Origin of the sequence: Clostridium sp. C2-6-12 (genome assembly GCF_009928485.1) — a bacterium.
In the GTDB taxonomy this organism is placed as follows: domain Bacteria; phylum Bacillota; class Clostridia; order Clostridiales; family Clostridiaceae; genus Clostridium.
This window is the reverse complement of record NZ_JAABNP010000021.1, coordinates 54,973-72,296: the sequence shown is the minus strand read 5'-3', so window position 1 is coordinate 72,296 and position 17,324 is coordinate 54,973. Positions and strand designations below refer to the sequence as shown.

Sequence of the window (17,324 nt, the reverse complement as noted above, 5' to 3'; positions counted from 1 at the left end):
TATTTATTTTAATCTGGTTAAATGCTTTTCACTTAGTATAGTCATAGTTTAGCATACACATACGCAACCGGAAAGCACATAAATATTTCATATATGTAATGTTTAGTTGCATAAAAAACTATGATTTTTTTCATCCTAATTTAGCTATTACTCATAAAAAATATATGAGAAAGACTAATAATAAAAATAAATAAGCTTACTGATTCATTATTTCTTGTCCTATGATAAAATCACACTTTACTTAAAATATTTCCTGTGCTAAACTGACATCACCATTATATTTAGAGGTGATTTTATGATAAGTAATTATAGATATTTCCTAGTTCTATCAGAGGAATTGAATATATCAAATGCAGCCAAACGTCTCTTTATCTCTCATCAATGCTTAAGTAAATATATTAAAGGATTAGAAGAACAATATGGTGTTTCGTTTTTTGAAAGAAAACCTAAAATAGCATTAACACCTGCTGGTAAAGTCATGTTAGATACTCTCCGTGAAATAGAGCTTGCAGAACAAAATTTAGAAAATCAGCTTATAGATATAAAAGAATCAAAATCAGGTATCATTAATTTTGGCATCACTGAAGGTCGTTATTCCATATTAGTTCCAAAATTATTAAAAGAATTTCATGATCTTTATCCAAAAGTGGAATTAAATATTTACCGTGGCACTTCACCAAAAATGCAGGAAATGATTTTAGATAATTCCCTTGATTTATTCTTATCTGGTATAAGTAATATAACAACGCATAATTTAAAATATGACATACTCCTTAATGAGCAAATGTACATTGTAATATCTGATAACTTATTAAAAAAATACTTTTCAAATAACTATCCAAAATGTAAAGAAACTTTTGACAAAGGTGTTGATTTACGCTTATTTCAAGAAGTTCCATTTGTTCTTAATAAGAGAAACTTCAATTCCCGTATTCTCTTGGATAAACATTTATCTGAGCTTGGGATTTCTTTAAATTGCATTAGCGAATTGACTCAACCGGATATACATTATCTCTTATGTGCCGAAGATTATGCAGCAAGTTTTTGTTTAACCATGTATTTATCAGGAATAAACCAATTAAATCATTTTAATAATACTAACTCTTATCTCAACGTTTTTCCTATTGCAAACTTTACAGCTGAAAATCCACTTGCTCTTATATATCATAAGAATAAAAAATTTCCTTCCTATACTAATGAATTGAAAAAAATAGTCAAAAAATTTTGCAGTCCTTATTCTCCCACTACTAAGTAGAAAAGCATTGAAGCGAATAAATATAACTCATTCGCTTCAATGCTTTTATAATTTGAATAACATATTCATATTATTATTTTTCTCAAGATGCTTCAAAAATTGAAATCTTTCTTCCTTTGTTTTTTCACAAGGAGTTCCTTCAACTAAATTATTAAATTTTAATTTCAGCATATCCCATCCAAATGGTGTTTCTATATCTCCTAACGGAACTGGAATCCATCTTTCATAAACGTTTCCATCATTAGTTTCTAAGATGACTTTTGCTGCACAAAAATGTGTTGAATTGTTTGCCAAATATTCTTCAACTTCTTCATCCTTAATAACTGTAATCTTTTTAACCAATTCTTTAATTTCAGTATCACTAAAGCTCTTAAATACTAATTCTTCTGAATCCATACGGCCATATTTCAATGCAACTGCTGAAGTAAACTGTGTGCTCGCCTGGGCACCAATTACTGTAGTAGGATTAGGATTTGATAATCGGTAAACAAATGAAGATGTCTTTACATCTATTGATTTAATCATAGATGGCTTTAAATTATAACTTTCTCTTAAATCCAGCATAGCATCTAGCACTGCATGAAGCCCCCTCTGACAAGCATGTCGTTTAAAATATATTTTAGTAATCTTAAAATCTTTACCAATATCGCTAAGCACATGGCTCATATCACAGTAACCGCTTGTACCCTTAAATGCTTGAAAAAATCCATACTTTCCTTCTAGTGCTGCATTAGGCCCTGTAAATCCGCAAGAAGCAAGCCTTACTGCCCTCATACCAGTTAATGCTGCCCAACCACTGCACATTATCTTTCCAGATGTTCCATCATTTTGATATTCAATTAAACCTCCCGTAAATAGTGATGCAATTCCCATAGCATCTTTTGTTTTTTCAGCGTTTGCTCCAATAATTTTAGATATTAATGCTGCAGCTGCAACAGCACCACAGACCCCAGTAGCATCGAAGCCTCTTTCACGATACATAAAAGGATTAATAGCTTCTCCCAAACGAGCATATATATCATATGCCGCTACAATAGCCGTAATCATATCTTTACCATCTTTCTTGTATAATTGAGCCATGGTAAGTAGCAATGGTACCAATACTGAACCCGGGTGCCCCATTGCATGCCTGTAACCATCATCTAAATCTGCACATCTTGCCATCATTGCATGTACAAAAACAGCATTATCAGAACCAGTTAAAACTTCTTCCTCTCCTATTAAAGATACAAGTTCTTCATTTTTCACTTGAATATCAGCTAATTTAGCATATTCCATTATTTGCTCACTTGCTTCACAATATCGACCAAAAACCATATTTCCATATGAATCCAATATTACTTGTTTTCCTACCTCAATTGCTCTCTCTGATAAATCTTCATACCTAAGATTTACAACATAATCTGCTAATCCATAAATTAAATAATCCATAAGCTTTTATCCTTCTCATTCCATTATTTTTTCCTTAAATCTACTTTCTCTATAAAGTTTTGTAAAAACAACTTGCGGCCTAATATAGGTGAAAGTATTGATTATGGATATATTAACAGATTAGCCTGCAATTTCGAAGCACATGTTATTTACAATTATGTAACTTTTACTTGCATAATATTTTGAAATTATAATTCCTTACTTTTTACAAGTATATCTCCAGTTTTTAATTCAGCATTACTTTTACAGTAAAATCATTTGTGAACCATTTGCATTATCTATAACTTTCCAATTTTCTTTCCTCATATATTCAATCTTTTTTAAGAATTATTAAAGCTAAAACCAACACAATTGGTACAAACCATATAGCCTTTTCAGCAAATTTTAGTGTTAGTATTCCACCGCCAAAAGCTCCAAATATAAAGGAAAAAATTATTATAAAATAGCGTATTGATTTAATTGCTGAATTTTTATCTTTTTCTGTAAAAGCAATAAAAGCTGCTTGAGAAGCTGAGCGCAAATTGCCTGTTGACATAGTCGTAGCATATGGAGAATCAACCAGGGTACGAAATGAAGATACTTGTATAGATGCAACAAACGAAATTATAACTGTCACAACAATATTAGAAATATTCTTTGGTATAAATCCAACAATAATAACCATTAAAATTTCAATAATCAACACCATTTGTTTCCAGTCTGTTGAAAATAATTTTGATGAATATTTTTTTATTGATTCCACTGTAATTACTCCAGTTATGCAAGCCAATATAGGTGGAATATGTTTTATTGCCTCTTTAAATTGACCTTTAGCAGCACATGCTCCAAGTAATACAATATTTCCTGTTTGTGCATTAGCGAAAACTCCACCTCGCCCAACAAATGTATAAGCATCTAGAAATCCACCAATGATTGCAAGAAGTATACCCAATCTAACAGATTCATGAATCTTATGATTAGAATGTAGACTACTTTTTTTACTTACTATGTTAATAATTTTGCATTCCAACTATTGCAACCTCCTATAAATTACAATTTTTTGATTAAACTTCTTGTCATCTTAAACTCATATATTGCTTTTTATTTCTCCACTTCATTTATATAAATATCACCATGAATTACCTTTTCCTCCTTAAACATAATTATCTTTAATTTGTCCCAATAGATTTTTCTATTATATAAATTCTTTATATTTGGTTAATACATTTGTTATTACTTTGAATAATTGATGTATTAATCAATTTCATAAACAAATTTACTAAAGGTCCAAATACCAATGTATAAATTATAGTCCCTTCGCGGACAGTTGTATTTGGTATATTAAAAATAACAATTATTACCAAAGATAGAATAACAAAAAATATGTCTACATACCGTCTTATAGTACCAAATTGTTTATGTAATTTTAATGCAATTACATTGCAAAGGCCTTCAAATGGCATGAAAGTTAAATTTGCTATCATCATTAAACTAACACCATAAGCCATAAATATAATTCCAACAAATAAAATAAAGCATTTAAATCCGTAATTGCCTACTTCTAAATTAGCTATAAATCCTACATCATACAAAAATAAATTCACAATATAACCAAACAAAGTAGTAACTAACAATTGTACTATTTGAACTGGTTTAAAATCATGTCTCAATAAAATAATTTGTCCAATAAAGCAAATATAATTAATTCCAGCTAATACAGTGCCAGTTTTAATATTAGTAACAATTCCAATATTACTGCTAATTCCAGATATGGTGCTTTGGCCCAAATCTGATTTTATAAGCAGTGTCATACCAAATGCAGATATTACAATTCCTAAACTCAACATAATAATTCTATAAACATATTGTTCATTTAATTTTATATACTTATATATTTTTTTCATTATCAAATACATCCTTTAACATTTAATTTAATTTTTATTCAATACCATAATAAACATGGCTTTATAAGGCTACTTTTCATTAGTTTTGACTTTATCTCTAATTACTACTATCATTATAACAAAGGATTATTAATATAAAAAATAACTATATACTATTACATATATACATATTTCTGTATATATATTGAGGTGATATATCATATGGACTTTAAACAACTTAATTATTTTTTGGAAATACTAAAGGAAGAAAATATAACCAAAGCTGCTGAAAGACTTCATATAGCCCAACCACACTTAAGTCAACAACTAAAACTTTTAGAAGATGAATTAAATACTAAATTAATTCAAAGAACTACTCGCAAATTTCAAATAACAGAAGCTGGCAAGCTATTACAAAAACGTAGTGAACAAATGATAAATTTATTGGAAACTACTCTAAAAGAATTAAAGGATATAAATGAAGGAATAACAGGAACTTTATCAATTGGATCAATATCTGCTAAAAGTGATACTCTTTTACTAAAAAAAGTTAATGAATTTCATAAAACTTATCCTAATGTTGATTTTATAATAAAAGAAAGTAATACTATTGAAATTCTAGAACAATTAAAAGTTGGATTAATCGAAATTGGCATAGTGAGAACTCCGTTCAACTCTGATGATTTTGAGTCCATCCACTTACCCTCTGAACCTATGATTGCAGTATATTGTAACAATTTTCATTTTAACAATTCTAACAAACATTCCATTAATCTTTCAGAACTTGAAGGTAAGCCTTTATTAATAAGTACAAAATTTAAAAAAATGATTTTTGATGCATGTGAAAAATATAATTTTAAACCTAGAATGCTTTGTGAAATTAATGATGCAAGATCTCTCTTATTATGGGCTAGTACTGGAATGGGCATCACAATAGTTCCTAAAGATTGGATTGATATCTCCCAAAGTATCAATTTAAAATATAGTGAGATAAATGAGCCTTCTTTAATAACAAGATCTGAAGTTATATGGGCTAAAAATCATTATTTATCTTCTGTAGCCAAGCATTTTTTAGAAACATTTTTATCTTCATGAATTAGCTAAAAGTAGAAGCAAAATCTTACTTTTCACTTATAAATATTATAAATTCAAATACCTATATAACAGTATTGCTATATAGGTATTTGAATAAATTTTATTACATATTTAATTTTATTTCTCCATACATTCCTGTTGGATCAATTGAATCATGCCATAAAATAAACGGTGGCTCTGGCATTGTAAAACGATCTCTATCTAAAGTAGTAGCAACTTCTGCACGAATTGTATTTTTGCCTTTCTTTAAATACTTGCCTATATTATAAATATAAGGTGGACAAATCTTCATACCTACATATTTATCATTAATCCATAACTCCATTGCTTCATATACATATTCAAAACTTAAATAAGCGTCATCTTTTACTTCATCAATTTCTATTGTCTTTTCATATCTTATTAAACCTGCAAATAAAGGATCTTCATGAGAAATTGGAGCTAACTTATCCATTTTAGTCATTTTACCGAAATTAGGATATTCTTTATTCTTAATCATTGAATAGTTCCAGTCACTTGATAAATCAATGCTATTCTTACAATTACTAATTTTATCTGACATTGGTAAGTAATCTTCAATAATTTCATCATATCCATCTGTATTTTCAAGTATTATACAAGATTTACAAGGTTTTAATTCTATAAAAATACTGCTCTTTCCATTTTCAGTATAGACAGTTAATTTTTCAAATTCATTTTCCAATCCATTATATATAACAGCATTTTTTCCAATAGTCAACTCAATTTCTCCTCTAAAAGTTTCATGAGCTGATTCGTTTTGGAACATATATATGTTTCCATCTTTAAAATAGTGATAATATGTTAAATCAGAAAATTTATTTTTCAACTTAACTTCATTAAATCCTTTTTCTTGTAATACATCTGCAAGTTCTTCTAATTTTATTACTTTACAACTTTCACAGATTTTCATTAATTCTGCTTGATCTGTTTCACTAGTTTCATTTGTAATTCCTTGTGGCATAGCATCTACAAATATTATTTCTAGTCCTTTTGCAACTTTTATAAAGTTTGCTAATTCCTTTGTTATATATTGGCTATAAGGAACTACTAAACACTTAAATTCAACATTATTAATATTTAATATTCCATTTTCTATTTTCCCATTATAATCTTCAAGATTATTAAGCATATCCATAGAAACAAAATCAAATTCAATTTGATTTTCAGTTAATTCTCTTGCTGGTTTTTGCATCTTCATAAAGTCCCCAGCCCATTCGCTTTCACCATGATATAAAATAGCTGCCTGCGCTATATGCTTTCCTCCATTTAATATATGACACATACGATTGGCATACTTCATCAAATTACCGAAATGTCTAAACTGTGGGTTATTTCCTCTTGCATAAAAATGTGGAGGGCAGTCATGATCTGGATATTCAGCCATTGAAAATGCATGTGGTACAAGATAATTTATACCTCTAACAAGTAGATGATCTGTGATATATCTCATATCCCTAACACCAAGCTTCCAACCATATGCACCAAAAAGCTCACACATAGTTCTTCCTTTTTTCTTTGGATCAAGGTGACCACTAGAAGCTCCTAATTTTCCTAAAGCATAATGATAGAACTCTCCATCCCCTTTTGTTATAGAAATTCTTTCAAGACCTGCTCCACCAGGAATTATTTGACCTCCAATAACATCAATTCCTGCCATATGCTGACCGCCTATTGCTCTAAAGAAATCTCCAGCCCCACTTCCAAGTTTACTATGTTGATTACTATCTTCAACAACATGCCCTATATATTCAACACCATGATTTTCACACCATTTACCTAATTGACCGCTAAAATTCTTTTCATATAAACGTGTAATAATATCCATATAAGTATATCTAGCATTAACGCAATCATTCATTTCAATTGTGCCTATCCATAAATATGGTAAGTATAAATTCCACTTACTACCTAATGAATCTTTAAGCATTTCTTTAACTTCTTCACTCCATGGAAGAGGCATATCTCTTCTACCAATTGATTCATCAAAGTCAAATCCAATTACATTACCAAAGGCTGGCTCATCTGAAAAGAATCCTGCAAAAGTCTTTCCAAAGTCTTCTTTATAATGTTCAAAATGTGGCTCATATACAGCTTCTAGCTGAGTACTTACAGATTCTTTATCAACCATATTTATATATCTATTATCGCCACCATCAGTTTTAGTTTCATAAACAACATATATCCTCCAAGCACCTGCTGGTAATTTACATGTTAAGAAATTACCCACTACTTTATCAGTTAAATCAACTAATTCTTCATGAATATCTCCATCTCTAATCAATCTTGCAGCTACAACACTAACTAACTTATTCTTTTTTTGTTCTTCTACATCTTTTTGTTTTCCAAAATCCAAAAATGAAGTTCTAGGCTTAAGCATTGGTGTAAAATGAACACTTACTTCATCTTGCGCACCGATTACATCCACTACATTATAATTAATATAAGTTTTTCTTCTTTCAGGATATTTTTTTTCAATCAATCCATTAGCATATCCTGTTGGAAAATGTGCATCATCTAATACCCAAACTTTCATATTTCTTTTCTTTGCTTCATCCATAACAATATCTAAGTCATGCCACCATTTATGTCCTGCAAAATCTGGATGTGGTCTAGCTTCAACACATACTGCCTTAATACCACTTTCATATATTTTCTCCATTTCTTCACGAATCACATGTTCTTCTTCTCCACGCATCCATAAAAAAGGTAGAATATAATTATCGCTTTTTCCGCTTTTTAATTCTTCAATTGTCTTTTTCATAATCGACCTCCATAATATATAGTTAAATGTGAAATTCTTATAAAAACTTACTTTATGTTTATAGTTACAAAACAATATCTATATAAACAAACTTACTATTTTATTTTTCAATTTAATTGTAATACTTCAAAACACCGTTTTCATTAATTAATCAGACATTAATCATAACTTTTACGACTATTAAATAAAAATAGCGTATCCCAAAATTGTTTATATACATTTTAAGATACGCTTTACTAATATATATTTTTCGCTATATTAATTAGTCATTTAAATTTACTATTTTATACTTTATTTATAAATAATCTTATTTTGCCTTTTTCATTTCAAACCAATCAAATTCTGCATCATTATCACTTTCTTTACCATTTGCTGTAGCAAACATACCAATTAATGTGCCCGCCATACAGCCAACTTTTTCTGGATTAATTCTTCCACAATCCACGTTTTCTGCAAGGCATTTCAGGTTTTCTAAGTCAGTTCCGTATACAAAATCATAATTTTCATGATTTGCATTAAACCCTAGAATAAGTTCAATATCATCACATGGTACACATGCAATTATTTCTTCCTTGTGCTCATATGTAAAGTCTGGGATATATGGTGGTCTATCATAATCTGTTGTAGAAATTATTAATTTTAAAAGCTGCTGCCCATTTTCACAAGTACGTTCTAAACGTAGCTGATGATGCATAGCCTGCATTATAACCAAGCCTGCCGCCTCTCCTTCTTGTGGAATAAAACTCATCTTTGTAAATACTGAAAAATCAATATAAATTTGTCTCTTTCCTACAAAACTAATAATTCGGTCTTTACATATTTCAGGATTAAATGAAAGAGGTTTGATTACTGGTGTCATATTTTCTTTTAGGCATTTTAAAGATAGTTTTGAGTTAGATATCTTGTAAAATTGCTCATATGGAGTTCCAAGTAATACCCATGTCATTCCAAGTTCACTTTCCTCATCAAAATCTTCCAAGTCTTTTTCACTTTTTTCAAATTCTGTCCATGGCAGAGAAGCTGCTGGATATTCCCATTCTAATTTTCCTGTTCCTGGACTGAATATAGGCCATTCTCTCTCCCACACTACCGGGCAAATAAAAGTTTCTCTTCCTAAATTCTTATATTCATCATCAATCAGTCTAGAAGCAAGCATTACAGCATACCATTCTCCATTTTGTGTTTCAACAAAATCTGCATGTCCTACGTTTATAATTGGAGATTTAAATCCAAAATGTCTATGAGTCATTACAGGATTTGCTGGGCATCCTTCATACCATCCAAATAACTCCTTACTTCTTGCTACCATTACTGCGTGATAATGCTCAGTTCCCCCCTCAGCGATCATTAGATAATAGTAATCTCCAATATGATAAATATGTGGAGCTTCTGGTGCAGAGCCTCCTCTTAGTGCACTATTAAAAATCGTTACTGGCTCTCCTGCTAATTTAAAGTTTTCCATATCATATGGAGCAAGCCAGATTCCTCTTTCCTTTACACCAGCACCATTATCCCATACATCTCCTGTACCCATAACGCAAGCTTTTCCATCATTATCAAAGAAAAAGGAAGCATCAATCCCTAGAACATCTGTTAACCAATGTGGTTCTGACCATGGACCCTTTGGATCTTTTGCTGTAATAATAAAATTACCCTTATCACAAAAGTTTGCATTTATTATATAAAATGTGCCGTTATTATAACGAATTGTAGGCGCCATAACACCACCAACCATTGAATTAAATTCCACATGAAAGCCATTATCTTTAGTCAAAGCATTTCCTATCTGCTCCCAGTTCGCTAAATCCTTACTATGAAAAATTGGTATTCCAGGATACATTTCGAAACTGGAACATATTAAATAAAAATCATCTCCTACTCTACAAATTGATGGATCTGGATAAAATCCTGGTATAATAGGATTTTTTATTTTTCTTTCTGTCATATACTTTCAATCCTTTCTCTTTTCTAATTGTACAAAATCAGAAAATTTTAGAGGAATACTAGTATACCCACCAATAATTCCTCCAAAATTTAATGTATGAGCTTAATTATTAATTTGAAGCTTTTTGTCTTTCAATTAATATGTTTGTATTTTCTGTAGCTTTGGCTTTTGATAATGTATAAAAGAATAATGGTATTAATGCAACTAAATATATTACACCTGGTACCAAATTTACTAACATATTTAACCCTTTAATTGTCTCTGGAGTTTGCTGTGCATTAGCTACATAACCTATCAATCCTAAAACAGCTACACTTAAAGATCCTACTATAGCATTTACAATTTTAGTTGTTAAACTTGTGAATGAATAAATAGCACCGTCTGATCTAAGTCCACTCTTTACTTGATAATCATCAATGCAGTCACCTACCATACTAAACATCATTGATGAAAATCCTATTGATAAGCATCCAACAAATGTAAGACCAATTATTACTGTAATATTTGAAGCTGGTGTAAAGAATAATGCAATAAATGAAATTCCTGATAATACATTTCCAAGACCTAAAACTGTTTTCTTTTCAAAGAACTTTGCAATGAATGGAAGTACAAATGCCCCACAAACTCCTGCTATAGACAAGGTTGTAAACATAACTGCAATTAAATCAGGACGTCCTAAAACATATATTGCGTAATACATTACAACTCCTATTCTTCCAAATACAGCAAATAAAGATATAGCTAAACATGATAATACAAGTAATAGCTGTTTGTTCTTAACAACTGCCAATAATGATTCTTTAACACTTGGTCTTTCTTCTTTCATAGGTTCAATAACTTCTTTACAGTTTTTAAAAGTTAAGAAAAGCATTGGCATTGAAATTACTGATAATACTATTGCAGCATAAAAATATCCATTTTGATTATTTCCTTTGCCTAAAATTGTTATTAAAGGCATTACTGTAGCCCCAGTAACAATACCAGCTACTTGTCCAAATACTCCTCTAAAAGCATTTAAATTAGTTCTTTCATTAGTATCTCTTGTCATAACTGTAGCCAAAGCACCATATGGAACGTTAACAACTGAGTGAAATGTACCAAGTAATAAATAAGTAACACATGCATATACTGCTTTTCCTGTTCCACTAAATTGTGGAGTATAGAAAGTTAATATATTAAATAATCCAAGTGATATTGATCCAAATAAAATATATGGCCTAAAACGTCCAAATCTACTTTTAGTACGTTCCATAATTAATCCTAACATTGGATCTACAAAACAATCCCATACTCTTGCTACTAATAGTAGTATAGCAATTACAGCACCAGCCAAACCAAAAACATCTGTATAAAAAAATAAAAGATATGATGAAACTAAACTCCAAACTACACTGCAAGCAAATTCACCTAATCCATAACTTAACTTAGTCATAAAACTAAGTTTTCCTTGACTTGTTTCCGCCTCTTGATTAACGATTACATTTTGCATTATTAATTCCTCCTACTTATTCTTTTCTTGACTAAATAATCTTTTGTTTTTAATACGGGTCCATTTGTAAAGGTTTTACCTTATGATTTCATTTTAATGTTTACTGCTTTTTCTTTCATTAACTAATCAGACTTTAACTGCAACTTTTGTGACATTTTCATTTTTGAACTCTACAACATTAAAATCACATGAGATTAAAAAGAATTTATATTATCCAACATCAATAAAGGTGGATTCCACATACTTGAATACGTGAAATCCACCTTACTTAAATTCTATTTTGACTCTTTTTCCTATATTCTACAGGAGTTGTTCCTGTTAGCTTTTTGAATATTTTCGAATAATAGTTCATATTATTGTATCCAACTTCATCTGCAATGCTGCTAATTTGAGTATTAGTTGTTGTAAGAAGTTGCATTGATTTTTCTATTCTCTGCTCTGTAAGATATTCAGTTAAAGATAATCCTGTAGCCTTCTTAAAAATTCTTGATAAATAATCTGGATTTAAAAAAACATGATTGGCAATATCCTCTCTTGAAATATCTTTATTATAATTCTCTTTAATATATGTTTTTACCTTTTCAATTACTGTTTGTGATTTAGTAACTTCTTCAACATAACTGACAGATTTATTAAAAACATAAGTTACCCATTTTATCATTCCATCTATTGACTTTGTTGCCTTAACATATAAGACTTCAGATTCTTCATCATCAAAAAGCTGATGTGCCTGTATCCCTTTTTGCTCTAAAAAAGAATACAGCATTTGTAAAATATCCTGATGAAGATTATTCAGCATTCTTCTGTTAATCCTTTCAGCTTTTACAAGTTCATCAATATACTTTTTTACTTCTTTCACTGCATTTTCACTTTCACCATTATAAAGCATCAAAGACCATTCACTAATATTAGGTAATAAGATTTCTTTTTCTTTATCTTCATTTAATTTACTGTTATTTAAGTCAATTACCTTGCTTATAAATGATACATTATTTTTGTCTAAACTTTGAAGTTCAGTGAATTCTTCTGCTAAATCCTGACCACTTACATATCTTCCTATATAACTTGTCATGCTGCACCCTAAATATTTGTTACACTCAATAATATAATTAATACAGCTTTTCTTGATATTTTCTAAATTAGTTTCTTTATTATCTATTTCTGGTACAATTATTATTATTTCCTCTTCCCATACTGTCATATTACTTGAAGGTATTTCGTTTAATATTATCTCTTTAGCAATATTCTCCAGAGCAAACGATAAAGAGTTTTCATTCCATTCCTCCAATCTACTAATTACACGCTTCTTAGTAAGCAAGATTAAAAGATATTTAATTTCTTTATTATAACTAACATTTTTCTTCTTTGCGTATGCTTCAATTTCTTCACAATCACCTGTTATTTTTCCTGTTATAAGTTCATACCAAAAAAATCCTTCAATTTGCTTTTGGCTATTGTTCCAATATTCACTATGCTTTTTTAATTTGCTACTTGCTTGAATCTTAGATATCAATTGTGAAATCTTATTTTCTAATTCTTTAAAAGGTATTGGCTTTACTAAATAATCAAAGCTTCCAAGTTCAATTGCTCGTTTAGCATACTCAAATTCTGCATGGCAGGTTAATAAAATATTTTCTGTTTGGGGGGAATTTACTTTTACCCATTCAATTAGTTCTAATCCACTTCCATGAGGCATCTCAATATCACAAATGATAATCTGTATATCATTATTTTCTACGATTTCTTTAGCCTGAGATATGTTATATGCAGTATAAACTTTTGTTATTCCAAGCTTTTCCCATTCAATTGAAGCATTTATAGCTTTTACTGTTTGTATTGAATCATCTACAATAATTATGTTCATGCTTATTTCACCTCTTTTTCTACTGGTATATAAATATCAATACAAGCCCCCATATTGTCATTATTACTTGCTATTATTTGGCACCTTTCTCCATATATAAGATTCAGCCTTTGCTTCACATTCCATATACCAATTTTTTCTCCTGTATTATTATTAATAGAGTTATTTATTTGATTTAAAGCCGCCTCAGAAAATCCAGCCCCATTATCTTGAATTTTTATATGTGCATATTCTTCATCCTGATTTTTGATTAAAGATATCTTAATCATTACAGTAATTACACCAAATGGCTTCATTCCATGCTTAATTATATTTTCAACAAAAGTTTGCAACACTAATGGAGGTATTTTTAGCATCATTAAATGTTCTTCTGCATCTATATTACAAACTAAAGTTTCTCCCGAATGAATCTTTTCTATCTGTAAATAATTTTTCACATGCTTTAACTCACTTTCAAGAGATACTAATAGAAAACTGCTTCTAAATAAATACCTCAAATAATCAGACAAATATAACACCATATCTTGAATTAATTGAAACTCTTTCATTTGAGCCATACTATATATATTATTAAGAGCATTTATATAAAAATGCGGTCTTATCTGCATTTGAAGGTATTCAAGTTCAGATTTCTGTTTTTGTATCTGTTCCTCATATACCTCAATTTTTAACTGCTTTATTTGAGAAACCATATTATTAAATGCCTTATTTACAACAAGAAATTCATTTGAAAACTTGTGATTTTCTATACGGTAATCTAAATTTCCATTTTCAATCATGTTAATCGCATATTCTAACTTTTTAACTGGTTTAAATATCCACCTGTATAAAATATACAAAGTAACTGGTATTGAAACAAGTGAGATTATTGCTATAAAAAATATTATTGTTTGAATTAAATCAAGACCTTGAAGCATATTCTTTTCATTTGTTACTGCAATTAAACTAAATTTACCTACTTCCGATGGTTTACCTATAACCATATGGCTGTTTTCTTCCCCCGAAAAATAATAATGACTCAAATCACCTGTCAAATTAATATGATTATTCTTAATGAATTCTTGGTTTATCATTGGCTTACCATCTGAAGTTACAAATAAAATACTTCCTTCCCTTTGTAAATTTATTTTTATCAAAGGACTCATTAAAGTTTCTACTTTTATCCAAGTACCTAAATACATATTATCTACAGATATGATTCTATAAATGTAATTAGACGATCCAATAGATATAGGCATCCATCCCATGGAATTATAATCCACATTATCCTTAGCTGCTTTAGAAATAAAATCCGATATATTTAAAGTTTCATTATAACTTATTCTACTGCTGTGAGAATTAAAATGATCTCCGCTAGACTTAGAATAAACAAAAAAGACATCTGCCATTTTATATAAAGATCTTGCATTTGTAAGTTCATTTTGAAATTTTATCTTTGATAATACTCTTAAATTTTCATCAGCACTATTTAAGTTTAATACATCTGCATTAAAGGTGATGACGTTTAAAATATAACTATCAATATTATTCAAATCAGAATCAATTTGATTCATATATAAATTAACTGTATTGCTATTATATTCTGCTACCTTATTGTGTAAAGTTTTTATTGCATAATAATTATCAAATATCAGAAAAAAAACCATTGGAATTGTTAAGATTAAAGTTCCTAATATGAGTTTAAAAATTAAAGAATTATATATTACTCTATTTACTTTTACAGCCATACTACTTCACCTGCTATTAAATTTTATTTACTATTTTTTGCCCATTCATCAAGCTGTTTTTGTTTTTCCGAAACTATTTTATCAATCCCAGCTGCTTTAAGCTTTCCTATAAACTCAGGTAATACTTTCTCTGGATCTACTGCTCCATTTTCTAAAGCAGGTTTATACTCTGAAACGATTCTAGACACTTCCATATACTCAGCCACAACTGGTTTTGCATCAAATACAAATCCCATAGCTTTAGATTTTACAGAATTCCTATTAAAGTTATCAATCTGTTTCCAAATATCCGGAGGATTTCCATTCCATATATTAGATATAAATTCATTTCCAAACATATACTCTTGATTTAAATTGTATCCATTTTGTTCAAAAGGCTTATCTGATATCATATCTATAATTTCCTCTGAATCTGCAACTTTTTTGTAGTGCATTCCTTCAATCCCATAACCAAGTAAATTAATTATATCTTTATCTGTATACATTAGATTTAGGAATTCCATAGCTTTTTCTGTATTTTTAGAATAACTAGGAATTGCCCACATAAAATTTGTTATAGTTGCTGTACTCTTAATAGCTGGATATATTGTAACAATTTCAACAGGCGATGTTAGAGCTTTTGTTTCCAAATATTTAGATAACGGATTTAGATATGCAGTAGATCCATACAGCTTATTTTCTTTCATAAGCAATATGTCATTTTCTTTATTAGTTACTATTCCAGGATAGATATATCCTAAAGTGTACCATTTTCTTATTTTCTTTAAAATCTCTGCATATTCTGGAGTTTCATAGTAATCTATTACTTTTAATTGATCTGAATTCATAAGAACGCCATATCCGTCAACTAATTTATCCCCAAAGGCCGCTACTCCAAAAGAATCAACTATTGATGTTCCACCCATTACTCCCAAATATTGATTTGGCTCATTTTTATGAATAATCTTCATAAACTCTTCGAAATCTTCAATATTTTTTATTTTTCCAATATCAATTTTATATTTATCTAATAATTCTTTTTTTATTTTTACTCCATGTCCTGAAGTCATATCTTTAACTGTAGGTACTCCATAGATCTTTCCATGAATCTTACTTGAATTTAAATATTCTTCTCCCAAAGCTAAATTAATACCTTCTCCCTTACTTCTTATTAAGTCATCCAAAGGATAAAGCTTTCCCTTTGAAGCAAGGATTGGATAATCAAATATTCCTGATAAAGTTCCTGTTACAAACATATCTAAATTTTCATTGCTATTAAGTTTTAAGTTTATCTGTTGAGAATATTCTGAGGAAATTATAGGTTCAATTTTTACTGTTGCATTAATCTTTGCCTTTGTTATTTTATTTATTTCAGCATTAACTAAATCCAAGTCTTTAGGTATAGATGAAAATGTAATAAAACACATTTTTAATTCTGTCGTTGTTTCATTTTTTATACTAATATTTTCATTTTTTACATAGCTGCATGATAGAAATAAGGCAAATAGCAGTAATGTGATTAATAAAAATCTTTTTTTTCTCATAATTTCCTCCTCATAAGTATCTATTTTACTAGTTGTACTTTGTTTAAACCTTTTCAAAATAACGAATATTTTCTTAAATAAATATTATATATTTTTTACATTATTATTTCATTAATTATTCTGACTTATATCTATACTAAAACGACCTTTTTTAAAACTTTTTCCTTTAATTGTTTATAAACATTAAGCAATAAATGATTTATACTTAAATCAACACTTAATTGCCTTATATGATAACAAGTGCAATAGATTTTTTAAACTATTACACTTATAAAAAGCTATGCATCATGGGTAACTTTCAACCTACTAATGAAAATTCTCATCATTTCTATTAGTAGCTTTTATATACTT

The 17,324-nt window shown here is 29.2% G+C and carries 11 protein-coding genes; 2 read left to right on the top strand and 9 right to left on the bottom strand.

Annotation, left to right across the window (positions count from 1 at the left end):
* Positions 1–295 precede the first annotated feature (295 nt).
* A complete protein-coding gene (locus GXK56_RS17170; protein WP_160689628.1) occupies positions 296–1,255 on the top strand; it encodes a LysR family transcriptional regulator in 960 nt (319 codons plus the stop codon).
* Positions 1,256–1,300: 45 nt separating this feature from the next.
* On the opposite strand, the gene GXK56_RS17165 is transcribed toward GXK56_RS17170, so the two are convergent.
* From GXK56_RS17165 to GXK56_RS17155, 3 genes are all read right to left on the bottom strand, one after another.
* On the bottom strand, positions 1,301–2,686 hold the full coding sequence (locus GXK56_RS17165; protein ID WP_160689626.1) for an MmgE/PrpD family protein: 1,386 nt from the start codon (positions 2,684–2,686) through the stop codon (positions 1,301–1,303).
* Between the two features lie 310 nt (positions 2,687–2,996).
* Positions 2,997–3,695: a YoaK family protein gene (locus GXK56_RS17160; protein WP_160689624.1), complete on the bottom strand. Its 699-nt coding sequence runs from the start codon at positions 3,693–3,695 to the stop codon at positions 2,997–2,999.
* A 178-nt stretch (positions 3,696–3,873) separates the two neighbouring features.
* The gene (locus GXK56_RS17155; RefSeq protein WP_160689622.1) at positions 3,874–4,569 is read right to left on the bottom strand and encodes a hypothetical protein; all 696 of its coding nucleotides are present in this window, start codon (positions 4,567–4,569) and stop codon (positions 3,874–3,876) included.
* Between the two features lie 201 nt (positions 4,570–4,770).
* On the opposite strand from GXK56_RS17155, the gene GXK56_RS17150 reads away from it, so the two are divergent.
* On the top strand, positions 4,771–5,643 hold the full coding sequence (locus GXK56_RS17150; RefSeq protein ID WP_160689620.1) for a LysR family transcriptional regulator: 873 nt from the start codon (positions 4,771–4,773) through the stop codon (positions 5,641–5,643).
* A gap of 103 nt (positions 5,644–5,746) precedes the next feature.
* On the opposite strand, the gene GXK56_RS17145 is transcribed toward GXK56_RS17150, so the two are convergent.
* The 6 genes from GXK56_RS17145 to GXK56_RS17120 all read right to left on the bottom strand — a co-directional run bounded on the left by GXK56_RS17145 (position 5,747) and on the right by GXK56_RS17120 (position 16,973).
* The gene (locus tag GXK56_RS17145; protein ID WP_160689618.1) at positions 5,747–8,425 is read right to left on the bottom strand and encodes a glycosyl hydrolase; all 2,679 of its coding nucleotides are present in this window, start codon (positions 8,423–8,425) and stop codon (positions 5,747–5,749) included.
* Between the two features lie 307 nt (positions 8,426–8,732).
* Complete coding sequence (locus GXK56_RS17140) at positions 8,733–10,370, bottom strand: glycoside hydrolase family 43 protein (RefSeq protein ID WP_160689616.1); 1,638 nt, start codon at positions 10,368–10,370, stop codon at positions 8,733–8,735.
* Between the two features lie 109 nt (positions 10,371–10,479).
* Positions 10,480–11,859, bottom strand: coding sequence for an MFS transporter (locus tag GXK56_RS17135; protein WP_160689615.1), 1,380 nt, complete (start codon positions 11,857–11,859; stop codon positions 10,480–10,482).
* Between the two features lie 268 nt (positions 11,860–12,127).
* Positions 12,128–13,723: a response regulator gene (locus GXK56_RS17130; protein WP_160689613.1), complete on the bottom strand. Its 1,596-nt coding sequence runs from the start codon at positions 13,721–13,723 to the stop codon at positions 12,128–12,130.
* 2 nt (positions 13,724–13,725) lie between these two features.
* On the bottom strand, positions 13,726–15,450 hold the full coding sequence (locus tag GXK56_RS17125) for a histidine kinase (protein WP_160689611.1): 1,725 nt from the start codon (positions 15,448–15,450) through the stop codon (positions 13,726–13,728).
* Between the two features lie 23 nt (positions 15,451–15,473).
* Positions 15,474–16,973, bottom strand: a complete 1,500-nt coding sequence (locus tag GXK56_RS17120; protein ID WP_160689610.1) for an ABC transporter substrate-binding protein — start codon at positions 16,971–16,973, stop codon at positions 15,474–15,476.
* Between the last annotated feature and the right edge of the window lie 351 nt (positions 16,974–17,324).